Origin of the sequence: Candidatus Thiodiazotropha sp. CDECU1 (genome assembly GCF_963455295.1) — a bacterium.
GTDB lineage: Bacteria > Pseudomonadota > Gammaproteobacteria > Chromatiales > Chromatiaceae > Thiodiazotropha.
Genome location: NZ_OY734020.1, coordinates 2425363 through 2450636 on the forward strand (window position 1 = coordinate 2425363; position 25274 = coordinate 2450636).

A 25274-nucleotide genomic window follows, 5' to 3' on the forward strand; every position below is an offset into this window, starting at 1 on the left:
AATGAAACAAGAAAACAAGAAAGGCACCATTCAAGATATCAACGGCCCCATCGTCACGATCAGGCTTCCAGGGGTGCAGAACGGTGAGCAGGTGCGCATCGGCAGTCTCGGCCTGTATGGTGAGGTGATCTCCCTGGAGGGTGACGAGGCCCTGGCCCAGATCTACGAATCCACCGAAATGGTGCGACCGGGTGAACCGGCGGAAGGGTTGGGCCATCCTCTCTCGGTGGAACTCGGTCCGGGTCTCATCGGCGGTATATTCGACGGTGTGCAGCGACCCCTGGAGGAGATGTTTCTCAAGGCCGGTGATCAGATACCCCGCGGCCTCAGCCCCCTGCCCCTGGATCGCGAGAAACTCTGGCACTTCCTCCCCAGCGAAAACCTTGAACCCAACATGCCGATCATCGGCGGCGCCCGTCTCGGGGTGGTGCAGGAGACCGAGACCGTCGAACATCGAATCGTCGTACCGCCAAACATCGAAGGAGAGTTGATCGAACTCGCCCCCGAGGGGGACTACAACCTGGAAGAGACCATCGCCCAGGTACGCGACCGTCAAGGCCGGGTGCATCATCTCAAGCTCTACCACCGCTGGCCGGTGCGCAAGCCCCGCCCCTATCAGAGCCGGGACAACGGTGTCGAACCCCTGATCACCGGACAGCGCATCCTCGATACCTTCTTCCCCCTGCTCAAAGGGAGTAAATGCGCGGTACCCGGTCCCTTTGGCGCAGGCAAGACCGTGGTGCAGCACCAGGTCGCCCGCTGGGCCAATGCGGACATCGTCATCTACGTGGGTTGCGGCGAGCGTGGCAATGAGTTGGTGGACGTACTCGACAGCTTTCCCAAACTGAAGGATCCCTATACCGGCCGCCCTCTGATGGACCGAACCCTGCTCATCGCCAATACCTCCAACATGCCGGTGGTGGCCCGTGAGGCGTCGATCTACGTGGGTATCACCATCGCCGAGTACTATCGGGATCAGGGCTATGACGTGGTCATGCTGGCCGACTCCACCAGCCGCTGGGCCGAGGCCCTGCGCGAGGTCTCCGGCCGCCTTGGCCAGATGCCCGTGGAAGAGGGCTACCCCGCCTACCTCGCCTCCCGCCTGGCGGCCTTCTACGAACGCGCCGGCCGGGTCGAGACCATGGATTGTGGCAAGGGCTCGGTGACCCTGATCGGCGCCGTCTCGCCCCCCGGTGGCGACTTCTCCGAGCCGGTCACCAGCCATACCAAAGAGATCATCCAGACCTTCTGGGCGTTGTCCAAGGAGCTGGCGGACGCCCGCCACTACCCGGCCATCGACTGGGTCGACAGTTTCTCCGCCGACGTGGGTACCGCCGCCGAGTGGTGGCACGAGAATATCGACCGCAGCTGGGAGAAGCGCCGCGCCCAGGCCTTGGCCATGCTCGCAAGGGACGCGGAACTGTCGCGTATCGTCAACCTGGTGGGCCCCGAGGCCCTCTCATCCGCCCAGCGTTGGGTGTTGGAGGGTTCCGCCCTGATCAAAGAGGGTGTGCTGCAGCAGAGCGCCCTGGATCCGGTGGATACCTTCTCCTCGCCGGAGAAGCAGTTCATGCTGCTCGACCTGATCCTTACCGTGTATGACGAAGGCGCCGCCCTGATCGAACTCGGCGTACCTGTGCAGGAGCTTGCCGAGATGCCCATCCTGGCCCGCCTGCGGCGCTGCAAGGAGCTCTACGACTCATCCCAGATCGATCAGTTGAAGACCTTTCGAGATGAGGCGCTGAGCGATTTCAAGGCGATCCATTCCGAATATGCACAACGGGGGGAACAGACAGCATGAGTGCCAAGGAGTATCGAACCGCTTCCTCCGCCCGGGGCGGCCTGTTGACCGTCGCCGGGGTGCCGAATATCGCCTTTGGCGACCGGGTGCATATCCGCGACCAGCAGGGCAACACCCGCAACGGCCAGGTGATCCGCAGCTCCAACGAAGAGGTGCTGATCCAGGTCTTCGAGGGGACCGCTGAGATCGACCTGGAGAGCACCTGGGTGCGTTTTCTGGATGAGCCGGTGGAGATCGCCCTCTCCCCTGAAATCCTCGGTCGCGTCTTCAGCGGCCTGGGAGAGCCGCGGGACTACCGTCCTCCCATCGTCTCCAACCTGAGACGCAGCATCAGTGCCGCCGCCTTCAACCCGGCGGCCCGCACCTACCCCCGGGAGTTCATCCAGACCGGTGTCTCCACCATCGACGGTCTCAACTCCCTGGTACGGGGCCAGAAGCTGCCGATCTTCTCCGCCTCCGGCCTGCCCCATAACCGCCTCGCCGCGCAGATCGTACGCCAGGCCAAACTGCCCGATGACGACAGCCGTTTCTCGGTGGTCTTCGCCGCCATGGGGGTCTCCTATGCGGATGCCCGCTTCTTTCAGGAGGAGTTTGCCTCATCAGGCGTACTGGGCAACGTGGTGATGTTCGTCAACATGGCCGACGACCCGCCGGTGGAACGTCTCACCCTGCCCCGCATGGCATTGACGGCGGCGGAGTACCTGGCCTTCGATCTCGATCGCCACGTGCTGGTGGTGATGACCGACATGACTCACTATGCCGAGGCGCTGCGTGAGGTCGCCACCGCCAAGGGCGATGTGCCGGCACGCAAGGGCTATCCCGGCTATCTCTACTCCGACCTGGCGGAGATCTACGAGCGCTCCGGCCGCATCAAGGATCGCCACGGTTCCATTACCCTGGTGCCGGTGCTGAGCATGCCCAGTGACGACATCACCCATCCGATCCCCGACCTCACCGGTTACATCACCGAGGGACAGATCGTGCTCAGCCGTGAGCTACACAACCAGGGTATCTATCCCCCGGTGCACATCTCACCCTCCCTGTCGCGTCTGATGAAGGACGGCATCGGCAAGGACTTCACCCGTGAGGATCATCCCCACGTCTCCAACCAGCTCTACGCCCTCTATGCCCGGGCCCTGGAGACCCGCAACCTGGCCTCCATCATCGGCGCCGACGAACTCTCCGCCCGTGACCGCCGCTACCTGGAGTTCGCCGATGCCTTCGAACAACGCTTCGTGCAACAGGGGGAGGATGAGGACCGCAGTATCGAAGAGACCCTCAACCTGGCCTGGGACCTGCTCTCCAGCTTCCCGCCTCAGGCCCTGACCCGGGTCAACGAAACCGAAATCGCCAAATACCATCGGCAGAGCGCATGACCGGCAAACGCATCAAGGCGGCCCCGACCAAGAACACCCTGCTGAACCTGAAACGGCAGCTGAATTTTCTGGAAGAGGGCCATAGCCTGCTGGAACGCAAGCGGGAGCTGCTCACCCGACTGGTCTATCAGCGCATCGGCGAGTATCGCAAAATCAGGGATCAGGCCCATGAAGCGACCAAGCAAGCCTATCACTGGCTCAGCATGCTACAGCTGCGAATGGGCAGCCGCGCCCTCAACCAGGCGGCCATCGGAGTTAAGCCGGTGCTCGATCTGAAAATCCTGCCGCGCCGCAACCTGGGCGTGGAGTTTCCGTCGGTCACCGGCGAACTGCTCCCCCTCAACCCGGTCGGCCTCCTCGGCACCGATCCCAGCTTCGATGAAACCCGTCTGCACTTTGCTGAAGCATCACTGCAACTGGCGAAGATGGGTGAGGTCTCCATGAGTCTGAATCGCTTGATCGCGGAACAGCGCAAGGCGCAGAAAAGGGTGAATGCGTTGCGCTATAACATCATTCCCCAGTATCGCAATACGATTCGGTTTATTGAGAATGCGCTTGAAGAGGAAGAGAGGAATGCGTTGTTTCAGGTGAAGGTGTTGCGGGATCAGGAGAAGATTTAACCCGCTGCCTTCTCTTCACCTTGCAAGACCTCCCCTAAAGGACTGCGAACGGCAGACCCTCCACGATTGAGCACGTGAGTATAGATCTGAGTTGTGCGAACATCCTTATGTCCAAGTTGCTCCTGTACCGTCCGAATATCCTGACCACGCTCCAGGAGATGCGTTGCAAACGAGTGACGCAATGTGTGACAACTGGCCTTTTTATTTATACCGGCTGCATGCACCGCACATTTCACCGCTTTTCTTACGCTGCTCTCATCGAGATGGTGGCGACGGGTGACCTCTGAGCGTGGGTCGATGCTGCGCTGGGTGGCGGGAAACACATATTGCCATTTCCATTCCCGGTCTGCGTTGGGATACTTCTTCGACAGAGCAAAAGGCAGATAAACCGACCCGAACCCTTCCGCCAGGTCACGCTCGTGCAAAGTACGTACAATTTCAAGATGGCGCTTCAAGGGTACAACAACTTCATCCGCGAGGGTCACCACACGATCCTTACCCCCTTTACCACTCCGCACATAGATCGCACGGTGATCAAAATCGAGATCCATGACCCTTAGCCTGACACTCTCAATCAACCTGAGCCCCGAACCGTATTGCAGACAGCCGATCAACCATTGTTGTCCATTCAGGTTATTGAGAATCCGCGCCACTTCCTGCCTGTTCAGAACAACTGGAAGTCTTTTCGGTCTTTTGGCGCGGACAATACCATCGATTTCATTCAGAGGTCGTTCCAGCACATAACGGTACATAAAGACCAATGCATTCAGTGCGACATTTTGCGTACTTGCTGAAACATTACCATTGACTGCCAAATGGGTAAGAAATTGAGAGACTTCTCGTTCCCTCATATCCTTTGGATGACGCTTTTTGTGATAATAAATAAAACGTTTGATCCAATGAATATAGGTATCTTCAGTTCGCCTGCTGTAGTGACGCACACGTATCTGGTTGATAACTTCTTGAAGAAAAGGTGATTTCTGGCAGGTACCATCCATGATTACTTTCTCTTTATGTTCTCCCTTAAAATAATAGTATTTTAGTTCCCGGAAGAAGTCAATCGAGAAAAGATGCTTAGATATAAGGAACATTTCCCGAATTGTACGATGACCACTGCTTACTCGTCTTAGTCATTCAGGTCAAACGATTGGTAAAATCATGAATTATGGTATAAATAAGGTGTTAACAGGGAGGTTAAGTCACTTCTTGATCACCACCCCTCGTTATTTAGATATAAGGCAACTTGCCCGTTTAAACAGGTTCATTTGGCCCGCTATCCAGCATAAATTACGGGATAGTGGGAAGATTGCACTTTGAAGTGGGTGAATTGACGGGATATAAGGCAATGTGCCTTTGAATATATGTTAGCGAACAAAAATGTCCAAGAGAGGGAGTTTAACAATCGGTTTGGTAGTCATATCAATTCTTATGGCTTTATATGAGTTCATCGCATATATAATTGAAATATACCCAAACGAATACTTATTAAAAATTAGCTCAACGATTTTTTTGTTTTTACTTGTAATGTGGGTTGTTGAAGATGGGAGATCAAAAACAAATATTTATAAACCATATGATTTTGGCTTTCTCATTCTAATGTTTTGGTTACCATATATGCCGTACTACTTTTTGAAAACAAGAGGACTCATTGGTTTAGTATATTTGGTTGGGCTGTTGTTACTGCTCAATATGGGCTTGCTTTTGCAGTGGGGCTATTATTATGCCACTTAAGATACTGCTAGGTATCGCTAACAAGCGGGTCATGTTCGTTCGCTGTCGCTCACTGGGACACTTCGCTTCGCTGCGCGCCCCATACCCAGGTCGTTACGTGTACAACGAGAATCATCGATGAAATACTTACTTGTTCTAGGGTTCGCAATTTTGGGGGCTACCATGTCATTTGCAGAAAATCCACATGACTTCACAAATGTGGACTCAAGGGAGAAAGCTATAAAGTTAGTTGGGGAAGGGAAGCTCGTACCTCTACTATTATTTCCAGCAGAATTCGGAGGAGAGGAAATACCGCAAAATACTGTTTACGTTCCACCAGAAACAAAAGACATCCAGGCCCAAATTATTGGAACGTTAATAAAATTTGTTGAAGACGGGCTCATTGACAATCTAAAGGCCGAACCCGCGATAAACAAGACACCCAACCTAAAATCTAACAATCCCGCGCGCATCACTGAGCAAGATGGTTGCTCCATCTAGTCATTGATATTTAAGTCATACAGCTTTTTTTGCGAGAAACGGCTTGATAATCGTAGATGAATAGTAATTTTAAACTGTGTTTGCACAGTGTCAGACAGGATTGTGCCTCAACTTACGCTGATGCAGTCGGTTTTAGGTGGGTGAGTATTATTTACGTAAGCAGTAGCCGCAGTAGCCGCAGATAGCAGATAAACAAGACACCCAATCTAAAATCTAACAGCCCGCGCGCATCAACTGAACAATAGGGTTACCCCATCTAGTCACTGATATTTAAGTCATACAGTTTTTTTTGCGAGAAACGGCTTGATAATTTGAGATGAATAATAATTTTTAGACTGTGTTTGCACAGTGTCAGACAGGGTTGTGCCTCAACTTACGCTGATAAAGTCAGTTTTTGCTCGGTGAATATTATTTACGTAAGCAGTAGCCGCACAGCCCCGAGATTGGGCGTTCGTCGATACTTCAATCTTCGGCATGCTGCGGTGAGCCTGTGACTCATGCCGACCAGCCCCTTGAAGCGGCTCTCAAAGTTTTGGGTCATGTAGAGCCAATGGTTGGTATCGATCTGTAACCGCTCGAGAATGGGCGGTTGGTTATCAGCTATATAGCCGCGTTTGTTGTCCAGGATGGCACGCCCTGTCCAATCGATCAGTTCAAGATAGTCTGTGAGCCGAAACGGCAGGCCCTTGGGCATGTCCTGGCGAGGGTAGCCGACGAAGGGCACCAGGCCGTAGAGTGTTTCATTATCGTCGAGAGGTTTCTGAACGCGTTTGAGTTGATCTGTCCGCTCTGCAATGGAGGTGTAGTCGGATTCCTCCGGGGTCTGTGCCACCCCTGCCCTGACCGGATTGAGGTCCACATAGGCCATACAGGCCATCAGGGCCTTTTCATCCAGCAGGGCCTGGGATTTGTAGCGGCCCTCCCAGTAGCGCCCGGTGCAGTCGTCCTCTTGATTGGCCTGACGGGCGATCGGTTCGTTGAGACAGCGCATGAACCAGCTGATGTCGTGCAGCCGTTTGCGCCATTTTGTCAGCAGTTCCGAAACCGTTTCCTGCTCTGCACGGGTCATGGTGTCCTGAGAGAGATAACGTTGGAGGAGTACAGGCAGCGAGAAGAGACGCTCCCAGCGCGTGATTACCTCTTGCTCGCTCCACTCGGCGGCACGTTCAGTATCCACATGGAGGATGACGTGGTAGTGGTTTGACATCACGGCATAGGCGCAGATGTCGATGGCGAAAACATCCGCCAGCAGTTTCATACGATCGACGATCCATTGGCGCCGATGTTCATAACTTTTGCCGGTATGGGTGTCCACACCGCAGAGGAAGGCGCGGCGCACACAGCGGGAGACGCAGTGGTAATAGGGGGTTTCTTCCAGTAGAACAAGGGCTTTCCTTGGCTTGGGCATCGTATCACTCCTTGATAGATGGGAATTGTTAGAGATTGCCAGAGTTATCTGATTTTGGCAAATTATCGATGGGTGTCCGGTTTAGAGAGTAGAGAGAGTTAGAGATTAACCATGTATAATTGATACAAAACACCCGCCAGTTCAATACTCACTGCTTAGGAGACGAGCTTGAAGACTGACAAAATCAAGCCCAATGTCACGCTTCTTGCATTGCTTGCCGGTGTTGCTGCTGTCGTCGGCGCGACGCCCTACCTGTTTTTCATCGATGCCCTGTGGATACTACCACTGGTGGCAATCGGTGCCGCTGGAATGCTGTGGGTGAAAACCCGCAAACTGCGATCAAATGCCACTTCCGAACCAAGTCCGGGAGAATGGATCACAGCCGCCTGGAGCCTGGTCGCATATGCCGCCATGATCAGCTTTTCCCTGATTTACTATGCCATTGCTTATTGGGCAACGCGTCTGGTTATCTTCCTGATGGGACTGCTGAATGTGCAGCTGGATCTCTCCTGGGCGGATACTATAGGCTTGGCCGTGTCTGGTTTTTTTGCAATAACCCTTTACGCAGTCTCGCTGATAACAGCTTCCGAACTGCCACGCCGACTCTACCCGCGTCTCGCCGGTATACGCTCGCCCTACTATGCACTGTGGCTCACCAACCGCAATTGGATCTTGCTCGCAGTACTTGCCGGTATATTCGCTCTGCTCCTGATGATCGGTCTCGACCTCCACCAGTGGTACTGGATTTTCGCCTGCTCTGCGGTACTGTTTTACACTGGATTTCCCATTGCCCAGTCCGGCGAGGAACGTGAGAAACGCAGAAAACAGGGCCTCAAGGCTACCCGGCTGTTGTTGGACGCATGCGGATGGAGTATGTCACAGCTCGAAGCAAGCGGAGACCCGGAGGTGGATCCGTTTACCGACGAAATCGATTTCATCGCACGCCGCAACGGTGATTCACTGCTGATCGAAGTCGTTGCCGCAGAGGTCGACTGGAAGGTGGCTTCCGGACTGCAAACCACGGCGCATATCCTTGAAGACAAGCTCGGTACTCAACCGTCCGGGCCGACACACCTACGCCCTCTGCTGATCCTTGTGGGCGATAAGATTGACGACAGTGTTAGCCGTTTCGCCGATATCGAGGAGTTCGATGTCGCTCATGTGCCGGAAGCACTAATCAAGAAGGTGCTGAATGCGAAAGGTGATACGACAGGTCTGGAGTCATTAGCGCAGGAACTGATTCCGGCAGTAGGAGCGTCGCATGCATAATAGTCTAGACGTTCTGAGCTTCGGCACGGCGACTCGCGAACCGGTCGCTGTCGATCCAGGAGAAGCCCTACGTCATATGCATCTGCACAGCCGGCGCACACTAATGGAAAATCACCTGCAGAATATCGGTGCCAATCTTACTGATGAGCAGGTTGAAGACCTCTATGATATCCAGCTGAAACGCACCTACTCATGTGCCAGAGGTGACAATTGGGAAATCGTATTCCTGGAAGTTCCACGCTGGATACTCAGCGATGGTGACAAGGCTCGCGACCTGGATGCGCTACGCCATGGTTTCCGCCGCAAGACCGTTCGCTTCGTTTCGCCACAACTCGATCTTCCCAGTCCCGCTGCACGCCGTGTCTTCCAAGTATGGAAAAATAAAGACGGTATCGACGCAAAACTCATTCCATGGTCGGACATCAACTACCTGGAAGATGGAGAAGTACGCCTGCGTGATCTACTGGACGTCGATGCAATTATTCCCGATTCGACGGAAATGACATCATCCCCGGCGGCCACGCCGACATCCGTGTCTCGAGACCGCGTGTTTATCAGTTACAGCCATGCCAATCCTGTATGGTTTCGCCACCTCGAGATTCATTTGGTGGGACTGTGGGACAGGCTCGAGGTCTGGAGTGATAAAGACATTCCAGTCGGAACTGACTGGTTCCCAAGAATTCAATCCGCACTGGATCGTGCGAAAATCGCTATTATGCTGGTGACCCCAGAGTTCGTCGCATCAGACTTTATCCGAACCCATGAAGTACCCAAGATTCTAGAGGCAGCTAACCGAGGTGATCTAACGCTTTTCTGGATCCTTGTCAGCGACAGCCACTATGAGCTGATCGGCCTTGACGCCAAGCAAGCATCCCACGATATCGCCAAACCGCTTGACAGTCTTAACAAGTCAAAACGCAACCAGGCGCTCAAGGCTATCACCCGTAAAGTACTCGATACATTCGAGGCAAGCTGACAGCTACGAACAAAATCAGTAAAGACATCCAATAACCCGGTCAGAGATCCATTCTTACGAATTAACTGGAAACACCCACATAAATCTTGCAATCATCACATGAGTTAGATAGGTTTGACACCACAAAATACGACAGGGAGGTTGTGATGTTACAAGACAGCAAAACCCTAATCAGCCTGGAAGCTACGCACCCCTACCACAGCATCTCCCGCTACGTCCGTCGCACTTGGCTGGGCGGTGAATTCCCCTGTACCTGCCAAAGTTTGGAAGATTGGCGTCATTGGATACTTGATAACTAAATAGTGGCCAACCGTATAATTCCTGCCACCGCCACAAGATGAGATTCCAAAATGCAAACATTACCTGGTTTTCAAGGTGTTCAGTAAAGATAGTGCCCCACATTCTTTGCCTGATTAAATTTAATCTGGGGTATATTAGGGAGTAGTAAATTATGAAGCACATTATTGCAATCACTGGATTCGTATCACTTACACTGAGTTCTTTTGCATGGTCTTACGATACGGACATGGCCAAAGGCTATGCAAAACTGTTCGCCCCGGTTGTTGAGGCAGATGCCGGTAAGGCCCTCCACTTTGTCAAGCCCGACGCATTTGCCAAGGATATCAGAGAAGGCAAAGAGGTAGTCGCCATTGATGTCAGGACACCTGCCGAAACGGGGGTTTTCACCCTATCGATGCCCGATAGCCTGATTATTCCTGTGCACGAACTTTTTAATCAGAAAAATCTCGATCGTATACCTACAGACAAGCCAGTAATTATCGTATGTAAATCTGGCGCAAGGGCAACTGCCGTAGGCACAGCGCTTCGTCATATTGGCTTTGACAATGTCTATATTTTGAAAGGTGGATTTCAGGCATTGAGTACTTATTACGGTACAAAACAGGCCTACCAAAAACTTGAAAAAGGATAGATCTTATAGACAGGCGTAACTCTTGTCTGTGTTGTGTTTTCAGTCGACGCAAAATACGCTGATTCAACCAAATAATACTCCGCATTTTGTGTCGACTGATAATTGAAGCTTAATAAAAGAATTATATATTTGCTGTATTGACCTCCATAAGGTACCCAATCATGACCAACTTAACCTTGGTAATTGGAAACAAAAATTATTCTTCCTGGTCATTGAGGCCCTGGATATTCCTACGTCACAACAAACTGAAATTTGAAGAAAAGAGGATTTCACTATTTGTTGAGACCACTGAGCAGGAGTTGGCCGAATATGACTCAGACCATAAAGTACCTGTGTTGCAAGACAGTGATTTGATTGTTTGGGATTCGCTCTCGATACTGGAATATGTTTCAGAAGTATATCTCAATGGCAAGGGTTGGCCATATGACCGGATGGCTCGCGCAGTAGCCAGGTCTGTGAGTGCTGAAATGCACTCCAGCTTTATGCATGTAAGGAATGAATTGCCAATGAACTGTCGCAAGCAGATTACTTCCATATCGCTCTCCCATGAGGCTGAAAGAGAAATAGATAGAATTAAATCTCTGTGGGAAAGATGTCGTCGCGAGTTCGGCTTTACCGGCAAATGGCTTTTCGGTGATTACTCGATAGCGGATGCAATGTTTGCTCCAATTGCCCTGAGATTCAGTGGTTACAATATTCAATTAATTGGTGTGGCGAAAGAATATGTTGACACTGTCATGCAACAGCCTGAAATCAATGAGTGGATCGAGGCCGGAAAGCTGGAGACCGAGATCATCGAGGACTGTGAACTTTGAATACCACATCTAAAGCAATGGATCCTACAGATAAAGGGCGACTACCGGACCTTACAAATTTTTTAACATTTATATAAACTGACACATCAATGACAGAATAGAATATTACAAATCGTTTAACTTATTTTGACTTAATCAGTAAGGATATTTTCTATCCATGAAACAGCTCATTCTTATTTGTATAGCACTTCTTCTATTCTCAAGCGTGACAAATGCAGACATAGAAGTGACTGATAGTGCGAACGATCCTGGCGGCTCAGAGAAAATTGTCATGATTGGCGCATCCTATTTAAAAGGCTGGCCACTAAGCCAGGTCGCATGTCTCCCGGTGGTAAATAAAGGCGTATCAGGTGAAACCTCTACCCAGGTTCGCGAACGTTTTGCTGCCGATGCCATCTCCTCCAAACCAACGGCTATCATCATATGGGGCCATATAAACGATTTCTCCAATGCCCCTATGGAACAGGAGATGCGAACACGTCAGATAGCCATTGATAACCTGAAACAGATGATTGACCGCACAATAAATGAGGGAATCATTCCGATAGTCGCGACTGAGGTCACTTTTGGACTTGAGTCGGACATAATTACATCGGTCATGCAATTCATAGGATCAGTATTGGGAAAACGCAGTTTCCAAGATTATATCAGTTCAAATGTATTGGCGGTCAACGAGTGGATCAGAAGCTATGCGAACGAGCATGGTATTGGGGTGTTGGAGATCCAGAAACTGATGACAAATGAAGAGGGAAATCGCAAGCAAGGCTATTACACAGACGATTTATCTCATATAACCGATCAGGCCTATCAGGATTTGCAAACCTTTGCACTACCTTTTTTAGAAAAGCAGCTGATCGAAAAACACGGACTCTGTAACTAAACGGGAAACGCCCTTAAAACTCGATATCTCCTCCCACCCTGATGGTGCCGGGCATCCTCTTTATACGCGTACCCGCCAGATAGAGGTCACCCGTCACTTGCAGATCCTTGGGTAGCTTTTTGATATCAAGAGCCCGAAGGTCCAACCACTTCCCTACCTTTAGCCCTTTGGGAAGGCGTTTTATCGAGGTACCGACCAAATTCAGCCAGCCACCAACATTGAGGCCATTCGGCAGCTCCTTGATCGGTGTCGCTGACAGATCCAAACCCCCACCCACCTTGAGTCGTGCGGGAAGTTCAGTCAGCTCGGAGTTGCCCAGATAGAGGTCGCCACCCACAATAAGGTTTTTCGGTAGTCTCTCAATCAGCGTGCCGGAGAGTTCGAGATCACCCGGCACCACCAATCCCGTGGGAAGCTTCATGATTCTGCTTGCCCGCAGATCAAGCCCGGCACCAAGTCGTATAGCTTTCGGCAAACTACGGACCCTGGTACTGAATAGGCTGAGGTCACCATCGACCCGCAGCTTCCCAGGCAACTCCTCGATCATCGTTTCCGACAAGTCAAGATTCCCGGAGACATGTAAGCGCTTGGGCAAACGAATATTATGGCTAGCGGATAGATTGAGATTACCGGCAACAAACAGGGTCTTAGGTAACTTGATATCTTGTGCCTTTTGCAGATCGAGATCACCCTCGAATTGTTTGCCTATGTGTAAATCGCTCACTGTTTTGCACCCGTCCGCCATCCGCTTATAAAATAAATTTTTGTTAAATCCACCGGCAATCCTAGCATCAACCCTGATAGAATCTTAAATCAAAGATTCGAGATTCTAGCTGTGTTGCCGTGATTTGGTATGCAGGACCAGGTTTTCCGGGCTTGCCAGTGGAGTTTAGGGGGGAAAGGAGAATGAAAATCACGATTTTTCTGCTTATTGTCGCTGTCATATTCACTGCCGCCTGGTATTTCGAAAGTCAACGACGTGACGGACTCGATAGAGCTGCCAAGCGTATCGGCCTAACACTCGAACCGGGTCAACAGCGTCTGCCACAGTTCATCGATACAGCGGATTACTATCTGTTCAGCCAGGGACAGCCACTTATCCAGAACATGATGCGAGGTGGGCGAAATGGTGATCGTATATTAGTCTTCAACTACTCATTCGATGCCACAGAGGGGTTTGAAGGTAGACGTGAAATCCCCAATTATTCCGATGAAGGGGTGATACTGACCCATATGCAGACAGTGGTTGCCTTCCATGAAATCACCCCCCTGCCCCATTTCGACCTGAGTCCGAATGACAACTCTAAACGCACCCTGAATACAGACTTCAGATCAGTGGCCTTTGATGATGCTGCCGGCTTTTCTCAAAACTATCGTTTAGCGGCACGGGAAGAGGCAAAGCTCAGATCACTCTTCAATGATGAGTTACTTACGCATCTTGGAAACAAGCCTGGCTGGGTGGTCGAGAGCAAGGGTGATCAAGTAATCTTCTACCACAAGGATGAGCGCTTGGAACCTGATCGGATTCCGGAGTTCATCAATCAGGCACATGCCCTACTGGAAAGGATGCGCCACCACATGAATCCCTGAATGTCGGCAACCATGCACCGAGCATAATTCCTGGAAGGAACTGTCTGCATGAATCAACCCTTCACCATCCATAACCTGACTCAGCGCATGGTCAATATCAATCAGGGCGAAGGTCGTGCAGTGGTCTGGTCCTTTGTCTACTTTTTCTCTTTGCTGAGCAGTTACTACATACTGCGACCGATCCGTGATGAGATGGGAGTTATCGCCGGCGTCGAGAAATTACATTGGCTCTTTACCGCCACTTTTTTTGCCATGTTGCTAGTGGTGCCACTGTTCGGTTATGTAACTTCGCGGCTACGGCGCAAACAGTTTCTACCCTATGTCTACTATTTTTTTATCAGTAATATTCTTATTTTCTATCTCCTTTTCGAATCCGGTTTTTCACAAGTCTATACCGCCCGTATCTTTTTTGTCTGGCTGAGCGTCTTCAATCTTTTCGTGGTCTCGGTTTTCTGGAGTTTCATGACCGATCTTTACAAAGATGAACAAGCCAAGCGGTTATTCGCCATCATCGCCGCAGGAGGAACAATCGGTGCGATTACAGGCCCTCTCTTGACCGCCCTCCTGGTTCAATCCTTGGGTAAGGCACCAATGCTGTTGATATCGGCAGGATTGCTTGGTCTATCGGTGATCAGTATTTATCGCCTGGTTGCCTGGCAACAGACTCAGAATGGAGTCGAACAGACCCGGCAACTCCTTGAAGAGCCAATGGGAGGGGCAATCCTCGACGGTATACGCCTTGCCCTCTCCTCCCCCTACCTGTTGGGAGTATGCCTAATGATGCTGTTGTTTACGCTGCTCTCCACTTTCCTCTATTTTCAGCAGGCACAGATCGTAAAAGAGGCATTTTCAAACTCTGAAACCCGCACTGCTATCTTTGCAACCATTGATCTCAGCGTTAATGTGCTCACCTTGTTACTGCAGATTTTTATTACCTCGCACCTGGTCAAGGGAGTGGGACTGGGTATTACATTGGCATTGATCCCACTGCTGCTTGCCTTGGGTTTTATCATGCTTGGACTCTTTCCCACATTAGCGACACTGATCACTGTTCAAATACTGAGACGCGCGGGTAATTATGCCATCATGCGGCCAGCCCGTGAGATGCTATATGTTGTCCTTAGCCGGGAAGAGAAATACAAGGCAAAGAATTTCATCGACACCGTAGTCTATCGTGGTGGTGATGCTGTCAGCTCCTGGGTCTATGCTGGATTTAAAGCGGCCGGCCTCTCTCTCTCCAGCATCGCCTGGATCGCCGTTCCTCTCTCCCTGGCATGGGCATGGATTGCATACAGACTGGGTCGGCGGCAAACTATTCTGGCAAATGGATCACATTCTCACTCCGGAGGAGGACGCTATGAACAGATCGGATAGTCGAATCGGGCGCCGGGAGCTACTCAAACTGATAGCCGGTTTGGCCGGCAGTTATTGGATCTCACCCGGCTTGATTCAAGCCGCCGAACGAACACCGATTAAAAAACCGATACCTGTCAGTAATGAGGAAATACCGGTAATCGGCATGGGCACCTCTCGCACCTTCGACTCGGCGGGAAACAGGGAAAAGATAGCCAACCTGGGCAAGGTGTTGGAACAGTTTTTTAAAATGGGAGGATCGCTGATTGATTCATCCCCCATGTACGGCTCCGCTGAACACGTACTGGGTATGCTGCTAAAGGATATCCGAGCAGAATCCCTGTTTGCTGCCACCAAGGTCTGGACCGACGGCAAGGAACATGGCGTTACCCAGATGGCGATGTCAAAGAAGTTATGGGGTATTGAGCGTTTCGATCTCATGCAGATTCATAACCTAAGAGACTGGCAGACCCACCTTGAGACACTGAATGCGATGAAAGCGGAGGGTAAGATCCGCTACATCGGCATTACCACATCCCATGGCCGTGATCACGATGAGTTGTATCAGGCTCTATCCACCCACCCTTTCGACTTCGTGCAAATGAGTTACAACATCAGAGACCGGGCGGTAGAAGAGAAGCTGTTGCCCCTGGCCAGGGACAGGGGTATCGCTGTGATTGTCAACCGTCCCTTCGCACGCGGCAACCTGTTCAGGCTGGTCAAGGAAAAACCGCTACCGGATTGGGTAGATGAGTTCGAATGCAATAGCTGGGGTCAGTTCTTCCTTAAATATATCGTCTCCCATCCAGCCGTCACCTGCACCATACCCGCAACCTCAAAGACCCATCATATGCTTGATAACATGAGTGCAGGCTTTGGGAAATTGCCCAATAAAGAAACGCGCAAAGAGATGGAAAAGACCTTCGAGCAACTTTCGCGAGGGTGAACAACTGTTTGGTTAGCAGTGAATACCAGTGACATTGAGCAACGACATATCCTTAATCGGCCAGCGTCACCCGATTTCTGCCTAGTGATTTTGAGCGATAGAGCGCCTGATCACAGCGGTTAAGGAAGTCTTCAATGGTTTCACCCATACGGAATGCTGCTACGCCGATCGACACTGAAATGCCACCCACTACAGCACCGGTATTCGGCCGTTTGAGGACAATCTTCTCGATAGTGGAGCGCAGATACTCAGCCAGATTCTTTGCATTATTGGAACCGATATCCGGAAGCAGGATAGCAAACTCGTCACCACCGAAGCGCGCACAGGCATCCTTACCTTTGGTATGACGGGTCAACAATTCGGCTACTGCACGAAGCACTTTATCTCCCAGAAGATGGCCATGATTATCGTTGACCTCTTTGAAACGATCTATATCGATGAGCACCAGACAAAAATTGGCGGCATGCTGCTGGTCTAGCACCTCGCTGATCACCGTTGCGAGTGTCTGATCGAATCCACGTCTATTCATCACACCTGTCAGCGGATCCAACATCGCTTCCTGTCTGGCATAACTCAACTCCTCCTTGAGTTTTTCAACCTCGTCAGTGGAATTGAGCAGTTGAGTTTCGAACTGATTAGTCTCGGTAACCAATGACCGAGTCTCGGCAATGATCGAGGAGACCGCCTGCATTACATTTTCTATCTTCTCGCTCTCCGCCAATGTGTCGATATGCCTTTTTATCTTTTCATTGGTTAACGAGGTTTTGCCGGTTAGATCGATCATGGTGCCCAATGTATGGGCGACTATGTCCATCAGCTCCTCTCTCAGGTCCCTGAGAACCGCCTCATCACAAGAGCAGACATAGTGCCTGAAGAGTTTACCGACGCTTTCATCCTGCCAGCCTCCTTCGTTCTCCAACAGTTCATCCATACGTTTGTTGAAGGCGGTATTCACACCAGTGACATAGTGGTATGCAAGGCTGAAGTTGATTGGATTTAGAATTAGATCATGCTTTGCCAGATATGCGGTTGTCAGACGGAATATCTCACCGGCCTTTTCCTTCGAGTCTGGGTACATCTTCATTAGTTGTTTATCTGGCGTTTGTTCCATATCTACTTCTAATATTATTGTGTATACCTAACTACACTAAATATAATCCCCTTATAATTTCCATAATAAAATTAAGTTTATATTTCAGGTCGTAGGATACATTGATCAGCTTGTGTATTGGCAATTATCTGAATATTATTCGTAAGTTCATGTAACATTATATACATAGGATGTTGTTTTATCCTGCAATTATTCGTCTGCAATCGTTGCCAAAGCGTAATCAATCTCCAGTGGTAAGATTACTGGGCGCAAAACCTCTCCGCAACGTGTTCTCAGTTACATTTCTGGCTTGCAGGAATTGCAGCAGATAGTCTGGCCCACCCGCCTTGAATCCCATACCACTTAATCTGAATCCGCCAAACGGTTGTCGATACACCATCGCACGAGTAATTTTTCGGTTGATGTAGAGATTGCCAACCGCAAACTCCCGCTTCGCCTGCTCCAAGTGGGAAGGTAGTCGGGAATAGAGCCCGCCGGTGAGGGCGTAGGCGGTACTGTTGGCGATACGCAGGGCATCCGTGAAATCCTTTGCCCGCATCACCGCCAGTACCGGCCCGAATATCTCCTCTTGCGACAACGCTGACTCCTCCTCCACATCGGTGAAGATGACAGGTGCAATATAGTGGGCCTGATTCGGCTCCCAACCACCGATGAAGTGTGGTTTAGCCGTGATTTTGGCCTCTTCGATATGCTGCATTATGCGCTGTTTTGCCTCTTCACTGATCACCGGGCCAATCCTGCTACCGGGTTCCTTTGGATCCCCCATGCACAGACTTCGGGTCGCCTCTGTCAGGCGTGATACGAATCTGTCGTGAATCGAATCCACACAGATCACCCTGGAACAGGCGCTGCATTTCTGCCCCTGATAACCAAACGCGGAATCGATGACACCGGTGACCGCATCATCCAGATCGGCATCCGCATCGATAATAATCGCATTCTTGCCTCCCATCTCGGCGATCAGACGCTTGATATGGCGCTGCCCGTCAGTGATCTCCGACATCAGTTTATGGAGATGCAGACCCACCTCCTTGGAGCCGGTGAATGCGACAAAATGGGTGCGTGGATCCCGCACCAGGGCTTCACCGATCTCTGCCCCGCTGCCGGGTAGACAGGTCACCACGCCCTCAGGAAGTCCTATTTCCTGCAACAGCTGACAAAAGTGCCAGGCAACCACAGGTGTCTGTGATGCTGGTTTAAGAATCACACAATTGCCGCAGACAATGGCGGCCGAGAGCATCCCCACCGGGATCGCCAGGGGAAAATTCCAAGGTGGAAGTATCACGCCGATGCCCAGAGGCTGGTAGTTTAGGTGGTTTTCCTCTCCTGGCAGGGATGGGCTGTAGCCACCATCCAACTTTCGCGCGCGATGTGCATAGTATTGAAGAAAATCGATCGCCTCCGCCACATCCGCATCCGCCTCGGCCCAACCCTTACCCGCTTCTTTAACCTCCCATGCGGCAAACCAGTCACGCTGATCCGCCAATGCCCCGGCAATACGATCCAGGTAGTCTGCCCGCTGGTTGAAACTCAGTTCACGCCAGTCGCGAGTGGCCGACAGGGTCAGGCGGAGCGCCATTTCTGCATCATCGGCACCGCCACTGACGACCCTGCCAATCAATTGTGTCGGATCAGCGGGATTGGTGGAGTCGATGGCCTGCTCCTGCAAAGCAATGTGGCCCGATAACATCAGCGGGTAGGTTTTACCCAGTTCTTTCTCCACGGACGCTATCGTGGCGGCGAATTTCTCACGCTCTTCATGTTGCGTGAAGCGATGCAGGGGCTGATTGACGAATCCAGTCACAACCGGGGTTTCATCAACATCCCTTGGCTGGGGAGGTTGTAATATCTGAGCGATATCCAGGCTCGGCATCAAGGGTAGAATCGATTGATCCGAAGAATTCTCCAACAGGCGCCTCACCAGGTAGGCGATACCCTGCAACAGCTCACCAAAAGGCAGATAGAGACGCAATGTCAAATCACGCTCGGTTAACAGTGGTTCCAAGGCATCTGACATGCCATACAGCATCTGAAACTCGTAGTCGTCCGGACCTCTTCCCGTCGACTGGGACAGGGCCATGGCACAGGCGATACTGCGCAGGTTATGGGTAGCCACCGCTGGCCGAATTAACGCTGACTCGAACAGTCGAACCAGACAGCGTTCATAGCAGGCATCGGTATCGTCTTTATTGGTCCATACCGGAATCGGCCAACCCTGTTGCTGGGCTATCACGGTCTCCATATCCCAATAGGCGCCCCGCACCAAGCGCACCATGATGGGCGTTCCCCGCATTTCAACCCACCCTATGAGATCGGCAAGATCACTATCCGCGTCGCATAAATAGGCCTGAATGACTATCCCCAAGCCATCCCATTGGCGGAATGGCTCCTCCATGGCAAGCTGTTTGAAGAGCTGCAGGATGATCGCTTTATAGTCGTACTGCTCCATATCGAGGGTAACACTGAATCCCGCTGCCATGGCGGCATTGCAGATCGGCCGAAGGCGCTCAGCCAACTGACGAATACTGCCTTCGGTATCCACGGCCGAGATCTGTGAATAGAGGGAGGAGACCTTGACAGAAAGGTTCAAGTCACTCTCCAAAACAGCCGATTTGCCGCTTTCGGACACCCTGGCAATCAGATCGAGATAGGCCTGCTGATAACCTTGGGCCTCCGCCTCACTCACCGTCGCCTCACCCAACATATCCAGGCTTGTACGAACCCCTCTGCCTTGCAGTTTGACGACGGAGCCGAGTATGCCGTCAGCATCCTCCCCGGCGATGAAGCGGTGGGCGACCTGGCGTACCGCAGTGCGGATCACCGGTGCCATCACTGCCGGCAGTGCGAGTTTCGTGCTTCGTCTGATCCCCCACGCAAGAAGCGGCGGTAATCGATGATCATCGATTGCGGAGAAATATTCCCTGAAATGGTTCACCAGCTGCGTATCGTCGGTGAGCAGGGGTACAGTATCGACGAAGCGCAGCCCCTGCAGGCGTAAGTGATCGTCAGTGAGTAATTGTGCAAGCAATCGATCGATCCATCCTCGAGGACCTGTATCGGATCTCGACTGCATCTCAGCCCACAACTGGTGGCCAATGGTTTGAATACTTTCTTCCAGCTCCCTATTCACCCGAGCCTCCCATCGATAGCAACTATTCAACTGCTCCTTGTAAAAACAATAGAAGAAATATCCGGCGGGAGTAAGAGTTATGGTTTACCTGGATAACCTCTTTCATCAACCAGTGCAGCAGTATGACCCAGGCAACTCAAAACTATTCAGCGGTTTCCACGATTCTCATGAAACCCCACCCATGGTTGTGCTTGATAGGTTATAGATCGTTTCACATTGAAGGTATTGAGGCTCGGGTCAATTTGGAGAATCTCACCCCTCGCATACCACCTATCTTGGTGACCAGCTGTTCGATTTCATCGGGTTTGCCCCGCACGATGATGGTTTCCAGGCAATGGTGGTGATCGAGGTGCACATGGGTGGTACAGAGGACATTGATATAACTATGGTGCTGGATATGGTTGATCTTCTCGGTCAATCCCCGTTGATGGTGGTCATAGCTGATGGTCAAAACACCGAATACCTCCTCCTGCTCATCGGCCCAGCGCTCCTCCACCAGTTTTTCCCTGATCATATCCCGTACCAGTTCAGAACGGGAAGCGTAGCCCTGATCGATAAATCGTTTGTCCAGTTCATGCAGTAATCCTTCGGGCAGGGAAACGGTGACACGGGCAAGCTCATTGTTTTCCGGCATGGTTATTTCTACTCCCAATCGTGGACATGCGGGTGGGAATGGCTGATCGCACCGTGCCGATGCTGGTGCCGATGCACCAGGTTGGCTCGCTGCAATAGATCCATATCAGCCAATGCCTGCTTGACCTGGCCGTCGAAACAGAGCCTGCCCTGCTCATCCATGATAATACAGCGCTCTCCCAATTCAGCGGCCATGCTCAGGTTATGGGTGGTGATAATCACCGTCGCCTCCGTAGTAAGCAGATAATCGACCACCCAACCACTGCTGCGTGGATCCAGGTTGGCGATCGGTTCATCAAGCAGTAGACAATTTGGTTCAAGGGCGAGTATTGCAGCCAGGGCCACTTTCTTCTTCTCTCCGCCGGATAAACTGTAGGGTGCTTTGTCCAGCAGTGATTGAAGACCCAAACGTTGCGCCCATTCATGAATCAGTTTTTCACTTTCCGGCAGACCCAGTTGGCGTGGGCCATAGCCAATCTCATCGGCGACCGTGGGATTGAACAGCATAGCTTCCGGGTGCTGGAAAAGCAGCACCATTTCACGTCGAAACCGATTCGCCCATGGGCCGCTGCGGACAAGTTGCCTGGATACCGCATCTCCCCTGTAGCGATAGTTTCCCGATGTGGCAAACAGGAGACCGTTCAATAGCTTGAGCAGGGTTGTCTTGCCACAGCCATTGGCACCCAGCACCACCAGTTTCTCACCGGGCTCAACCCGCAGGGTCAGATCTCTGATGACAGGGGGACCTTCAGGCCAACTGAATCCGATACCCTCCAACTCAATCATTGAACACACCCCTGGAACGCATCGCCTGGCTGATCTCGGTTGCGGCATGATGGGACTGCTCCACCACCGCTTCGGTCTGAGCCACGGCAAGCCGGGTGCGTTCACGCCAATTCGGTCTTTTCAGGCATCGGCTTTCGAAAGCCGTCCGATAATCGTTGATAACCCGACTCATCAGGCGAATCTGCCCCGCCGCCAAGGTGGTCAAAAATGCAAGCGTGGGTGAGAATCTCAAGGCATTGGCGAAATTGATCCTGGCACTCAACCAGAATCCCAGCATTACCAGCAACAATACGCGGCTGTTGATCAACAACAGATAATCCATACGCAACTCATCCCGGATCAGGGCAATCGCCAGATAGCCCAGGGAGACGGTTAGATTGAACAGTAGCATGGAGAAGAAGGCCTTACGCAACAGACGCCAACGAAGCGATCCTGATAACAGCACCACGGCTATCAGGCCGATGCATAGATAGAGGGGTTGATGTATCAGCGTTACCACCACCACGGCAAGCAGATAGAGCAGCACCCAGCGCAGATCACTCATGCCAGCCATCCCCTTGTCTTGGCATAGCGCCACACGGCCAGGGTAAGCAGCGCCTCTAACCCGCCGATCACCAGGTGCGGCAAAAGGATGGCAGGAATCACCACCTCGGGACCGAAAGGGAAGAACAGCGGCGTTCCATCATCTCGTTGCGCGATGGCAGGTTGAATCCCTAATACCAATGCGATCAGCAATGCGGGTATCACCACTGCCAGAAATGCACCAGCAACAAGGAAGGGCAACTGATATCGCTCACTTCGCCAACCCATGAAAAGGGTCATCGTGATGGCGCCGACCAGGCCGACGGCGAGCGCATTCACCGGCAGTGCGGTAATGCCCCCGGCACCAAACAGAAGCGCCTGCAACAACAACACCAGACTGTAGGCCAGAAAGGCGAGCCTGACACCAAACAGCATCGCCAGCATGCCTATACCCACCAGGTGCCCGGTACTGCCCCCCGGCAGCGGCAACATGACCATACCAATGACATAGGCGAGGGCCGTGATCACAGCCAAACGGGGTATGGTCTCCTCATCCAGTCTCTGTTTAAGCCCGCGTACCGCCCATACCCAGAATCCCCCTGTGACTGCATAGGCCGGCAGATAAAACTGTGGTGCGATAAAGCCGTCGGGAATATGCATAATCAACAGTTGGGATGCATAGACCGCATCAATGTTTACTCCTTTTCACAAACAGCATCACGACGCCGAAAACGCTGAGCAGAATACCGATACCCAAAATCAGTTTCGTGATATGGGAATATCCGTGATCATCATGCGAGTGTATTGCCCCAGCGGCAGTCAATTCGAAGGTCTTATCCACACCATGCCCATCCTCACTGAAGACCCGTAATCGCCACCGCAGGAGATCCCCGGGAATAAACACCACTCTGCCCAATGCATCGGTCTGCCCGGTCTGATAGGGCGTGTTCGCACCGACCACGGAGAGTTCATAATCCGCATCGGCCAGGGGGGTGTCATCGGCATGCTGGAGCCAGATGACCTGTGCCTCCTGACGGGCCATCGCCAATCCCACCCCATGGGACAGGGCAAGGGGCGCATAGCTCAGCAGGAGAAGCAGGAAAAGGGATTGAATCTTATTGCTTGTCGCCATGGTATGAAGAAAATAATATTTTTCATAACAAGTATGACATATTCACTCAAACAGTACAGCTATGAAATATGCCCATCAGACCCGGCCCTGCAGATAGGCTTTACGCTGTTTTTCAGGAAATTTCTCAATGGCATAACGGAGCATGGTGCGGGGCATTTTTTGGTAGTGCCGGGCGAGGAATGTCTGCTCGGCATTGAGATCTCGATTACCGACCTCCCGCAGCATCCAGCCAACAGCCTTGTGTATCAAGTCATGGGGGTCGCTCAAAAGCTCAAGCGATATCTTTAATGTATCTTCATATTGTTGTTTTTTAATGAAATATAGAGTTGATATAATAGCCATACGACGTTCCCATATGCTATCTGACCGAGCCAGTCTGTAGAGCGGGTGTCTATCCCCATATTCGAGATGTGGGCCTAGGATGTGGTAGGCACTGCTGTCTACCAGATCCCAGTTATTGATATATTGCGTGTTACTCAAGTAGTGCTGAAAGATCGCTTCTCTCTCCACATCGCTACCGCGCTGATATTTCAATACCATTATCAATACCGCGCAGAGCCGCTCTTCATGATAGACGGAGCGCAACGAACGAAGCAGCTGCTTGATGGGCATATGCAGGTACTCTCCGGCCTGCTGCCTGAGGACGGGAACCCGAATACCCAAGAAGCGGTCCCCTTCAGCATATTCACCCTTGGCAGTTTTGAAGAAGCGTTGAGAATGCTCCGCTATAGCGGGATCCCCTAACCCACGTAACCGTTGATGCAACTGTTTTGCATCCATAGCTCGACCTTGGTTTGGTTGTATGCCTTCATCGACTGCCGTACAGCCTATCTCTCACCACTCTGCAATTGGCCATAGTCTCAGTTGGCTGTGAAAACATTTGTGAATCGGTTGCACAACAATAATAAAACCCCAGGTAAAATATGGTAGAGTTTTCTTGCACTCGCAACCAGGAGCAAGAGATATGGATTTACTGAAAAAGAATGTCGGTAAAACTGACCGTATCGTGCGCATCATCGTTGGCATTCTGCTGGTCGGCAATATCTTCTATGGCATACAGAGCCCGATCGGTTGGATAGGGGTCATTCTGTTGCTGACCGGTCTATTCGCCATCTGCCCACTCTATTCGGTGCTTAGCCTCGATACCCGCTCCAGCGGCGAAAAGGTCGGCTTGAAATAGTCTTGAATTGCTGAATCCAGCATACAGTGATACCGGATCAGCGGGCCAGCAATCGATCGAGTTGATTGGCGAATGCCTGCCTATCGGACTGGTTGAGGGCTGCTGGGCCGCCGGTTTGTATGCCACTGCCACGTAATGTATCCATGAAATCACGCATGTTCAGGCGTTGGCGGATATTCTCCTCAGTGAAGAGATCGCCCCGCGGACTCAACGCCAGGCACCCTTTCGGTATCACCTCGGCAGCCAAAGGGATGTCTGACGTAATCACCAGATCTCCCGGCTCAATCTGCTGCACGATGTAGTTATCGGCGATATCAAAACCGGCCCCCACCTGAACCGTGCGAATATAACGGGAACCCGGCACCTGCAATGGTTGGTTTGCGACCAGGATCAGGGCAATCTCAACCCGCTCCGCGGCACGATAGAGAATCTCCTTGATCACCTTCGGACAGGCGTCCGCATCCACCCAAATCTGCTTAACCTTCATCATTTACGCTATTTAATCCTGCAAACTGTAATAAGCTATTGTAATCACAAGGCGAAACATTATACTGCTCCGCCCGGCTTTGCCTATGGCCGCCCATCTTCGCCCTCACCAGGAATC

The 25274-nt window shown here is 51.7% G+C and carries 25 protein-coding genes; 13 read left to right on the forward strand and 12 right to left on the reverse strand.

The annotated features are described in order from the left end of the window. The first annotated feature begins 1 nt into the window (after position 1). The 3 genes from R2K28_RS11035 to R2K28_RS11045 are packed head-to-tail and all read left to right on the forward strand — an operon-like array spanning position 2 to position 3797. Positions 2-1801, forward strand: coding sequence for a V-type ATP synthase subunit A (locus R2K28_RS11035; RefSeq protein ID WP_316364373.1), 1800 nt, complete (start codon positions 2-4; stop codon positions 1799-1801). Continuing rightward, positions 1798-3177 carry a V-type ATP synthase subunit B gene (locus R2K28_RS11040; protein ID WP_316364374.1) on the forward strand — a complete coding sequence of 460 codons (1380 nt, stop codon included), beginning with the start codon at positions 1798-1800 and terminating at the stop codon, positions 3175-3177. Before R2K28_RS11035 ends, R2K28_RS11040 begins: the two co-directional genes overlap by 4 nt. After that, positions 3174-3797: a V-type ATP synthase subunit D gene (locus tag R2K28_RS11045; RefSeq protein ID WP_316364376.1), complete on the forward strand. Its 624-nt coding sequence runs from the start codon at positions 3174-3176 to the stop codon at positions 3795-3797. Before R2K28_RS11040 ends, R2K28_RS11045 begins: the two co-directional genes overlap by 4 nt. Here the strand turns inward: R2K28_RS11045 and R2K28_RS11050 are convergent. Beyond that, positions 3794-4795 carry an integron integrase gene (locus R2K28_RS11050; protein WP_316364377.1) on the reverse strand — a complete coding sequence of 334 codons (1002 nt, stop codon included), beginning with the start codon at positions 4793-4795 and terminating at the stop codon, positions 3794-3796. The two genes, R2K28_RS11045 and R2K28_RS11050, sit on opposite strands and share 4 nt — an antisense overlap. Positions 4796-5645: 850 nt before the next feature. Here R2K28_RS11050 and R2K28_RS11055 point away from each other — a divergent pair. After that, positions 5646-6008: a hypothetical protein gene (locus R2K28_RS11055; protein WP_316364378.1), complete on the forward strand. Its 363-nt coding sequence runs from the start codon at positions 5646-5648 to the stop codon at positions 6006-6008. A gap of 412 nt (positions 6009-6420) precedes the next feature. Here the strand turns inward: R2K28_RS11055 and R2K28_RS11060 are convergent, their stop codons facing one another. After that, positions 6421-7416, reverse strand: coding sequence for a transposase (locus tag R2K28_RS11060; protein WP_316364379.1), 996 nt, complete (start codon positions 7414-7416; stop codon positions 6421-6423). A 168-nt stretch (positions 7417-7584) separates the two neighbouring features. Between R2K28_RS11060 and R2K28_RS11065 the strand changes: the two genes are divergently transcribed. The 5 genes from R2K28_RS11065 to R2K28_RS11085 all read left to right on the forward strand — a co-directional run bounded on the left by R2K28_RS11065 (position 7585) and on the right by R2K28_RS11085 (position 12287). Then, on the forward strand, positions 7585-8685 hold the full coding sequence (locus R2K28_RS11065; protein WP_316364380.1) for a hypothetical protein: 1101 nt from the start codon (positions 7585-7587) through the stop codon (positions 8683-8685). Continuing rightward, entirely contained in the window at positions 8678-9661 is a 984-nt protein-coding gene (locus tag R2K28_RS11070) for a toll/interleukin-1 receptor domain-containing protein (RefSeq protein ID WP_316364381.1), read from the forward strand. Before R2K28_RS11065 ends, R2K28_RS11070 begins: the two co-directional genes overlap by 8 nt. A gap of 451 nt (positions 9662-10112) precedes the next feature. Continuing rightward, entirely contained in the window at positions 10113-10592 is a 480-nt protein-coding gene (locus R2K28_RS11075) for a rhodanese-like domain-containing protein (protein WP_316364383.1), read from the forward strand. A 161-nt stretch (positions 10593-10753) separates the two neighbouring features. Further along, on the forward strand, positions 10754-11407 hold the full coding sequence (locus R2K28_RS11080; RefSeq protein WP_316364384.1) for a glutathione S-transferase family protein: 654 nt from the start codon (positions 10754-10756) through the stop codon (positions 11405-11407). A 157-nt stretch (positions 11408-11564) separates the two neighbouring features. Beyond that, positions 11565-12287 (forward strand): GDSL-type esterase/lipase family protein, encoded by a 723-nt coding sequence (locus R2K28_RS11085; RefSeq protein WP_316364385.1) that lies wholly within the window; start codon positions 11565-11567, stop codon positions 12285-12287. A gap of 13 nt (positions 12288-12300) precedes the next feature. Here R2K28_RS11085 and R2K28_RS11090 read toward each other — a convergent pair whose 3' ends face one another. Continuing rightward, complete coding sequence (locus R2K28_RS11090; RefSeq protein ID WP_316364386.1) at positions 12301-13011, reverse strand: hypothetical protein; 711 nt, start codon at positions 13009-13011, stop codon at positions 12301-12303. A gap of 182 nt (positions 13012-13193) precedes the next feature. On the opposite strand from R2K28_RS11090, the gene R2K28_RS11095 reads away from it, so the two are divergent. The 3 genes from R2K28_RS11095 to R2K28_RS11105 are packed head-to-tail and all read left to right on the forward strand — an operon-like array spanning position 13194 to position 16176. Further along, positions 13194-13877, forward strand: coding sequence for a hypothetical protein (locus R2K28_RS11095; RefSeq protein ID WP_316364387.1), 684 nt, complete (start codon positions 13194-13196; stop codon positions 13875-13877). A 48-nt stretch (positions 13878-13925) separates the two neighbouring features. Further along, positions 13926-15251, forward strand: a complete 1326-nt coding sequence (locus R2K28_RS11100; protein WP_316364389.1) for an NTP/NDP exchange transporter — start codon at positions 13926-13928, stop codon at positions 15249-15251. Next, the gene (locus R2K28_RS11105; RefSeq protein WP_316364390.1) at positions 15235-16176 is read left to right on the forward strand and encodes an aldo/keto reductase; all 942 of its coding nucleotides are present in this window, start codon (positions 15235-15237) and stop codon (positions 16174-16176) included. Before R2K28_RS11100 ends, R2K28_RS11105 begins: the two co-directional genes overlap by 17 nt. A gap of 52 nt (positions 16177-16228) precedes the next feature. Here R2K28_RS11105 and R2K28_RS11110 read toward each other — a convergent pair whose 3' ends face one another. From R2K28_RS11110 to R2K28_RS11145, 8 genes are all read right to left on the reverse strand, one after another. Then, positions 16229-17260 carry a GGDEF domain-containing protein gene (locus R2K28_RS11110; protein ID WP_316364391.1) on the reverse strand — a complete coding sequence of 344 codons (1032 nt, stop codon included), beginning with the start codon at positions 17258-17260 and terminating at the stop codon, positions 16229-16231. 247 nt (positions 17261-17507) lie between these two features. Continuing rightward, entirely contained in the window at positions 17508-20417 is a 2910-nt protein-coding gene (locus tag R2K28_RS11115; RefSeq protein ID WP_316364393.1) for a proline dehydrogenase family protein, read from the reverse strand. Between the two features lie 211 nt (positions 20418-20628). After that, a complete protein-coding gene (gene nikR, locus R2K28_RS11120) occupies positions 20629-21051 on the reverse strand; it encodes a nickel-responsive transcriptional regulator NikR (RefSeq protein ID WP_316364394.1) in 423 nt (140 codons plus the stop codon). An 8-nt stretch (positions 21052-21059) separates the two neighbouring features. Further along, positions 21060-21836: an energy-coupling factor ABC transporter ATP-binding protein gene (locus tag R2K28_RS11125; protein ID WP_316364395.1), complete on the reverse strand. Its 777-nt coding sequence runs from the start codon at positions 21834-21836 to the stop codon at positions 21060-21062. Then, positions 21829-22380: a hypothetical protein gene (locus R2K28_RS11130; RefSeq protein WP_316364396.1), complete on the reverse strand. Its 552-nt coding sequence runs from the start codon at positions 22378-22380 to the stop codon at positions 21829-21831. The genes R2K28_RS11125 and R2K28_RS11130 overlap by 8 nt, the downstream gene beginning before the upstream one ends. Further along, on the reverse strand, positions 22377-23018 hold the full coding sequence (locus R2K28_RS11135) for an energy-coupling factor ABC transporter permease (protein WP_116445397.1): 642 nt from the start codon (positions 23016-23018) through the stop codon (positions 22377-22379). Before R2K28_RS11135 ends, R2K28_RS11130 begins: the two co-directional genes overlap by 4 nt. A gap of 28 nt (positions 23019-23046) precedes the next feature. Then, positions 23047-23490 (reverse strand): hypothetical protein, encoded by a 444-nt coding sequence (locus R2K28_RS11140; protein ID WP_316364397.1) that lies wholly within the window; start codon positions 23488-23490, stop codon positions 23047-23049. A 75-nt stretch (positions 23491-23565) separates the two neighbouring features. After that, positions 23566-24270 carry a DNA alkylation repair protein gene (locus R2K28_RS11145; protein ID WP_316364399.1) on the reverse strand — a complete coding sequence of 235 codons (705 nt, stop codon included), beginning with the start codon at positions 24268-24270 and terminating at the stop codon, positions 23566-23568. A gap of 184 nt (positions 24271-24454) precedes the next feature. On the opposite strand from R2K28_RS11145, the gene R2K28_RS11150 reads away from it, so the two are divergent. After that, positions 24455-24670, forward strand: a complete 216-nt coding sequence (locus R2K28_RS11150) for a YgaP family membrane protein (protein ID WP_316364400.1) — start codon at positions 24455-24457, stop codon at positions 24668-24670. Positions 24671-24707: 37 nt separating this feature from the next. Here the strand turns inward: R2K28_RS11150 and R2K28_RS11155 are convergent, their stop codons facing one another. After that, on the reverse strand, positions 24708-25157 hold the full coding sequence (locus R2K28_RS11155; RefSeq protein WP_316369722.1) for a YaiI/YqxD family protein: 450 nt from the start codon (positions 25155-25157) through the stop codon (positions 24708-24710). Positions 25158-25274: the final 117 nt, after the last annotated feature.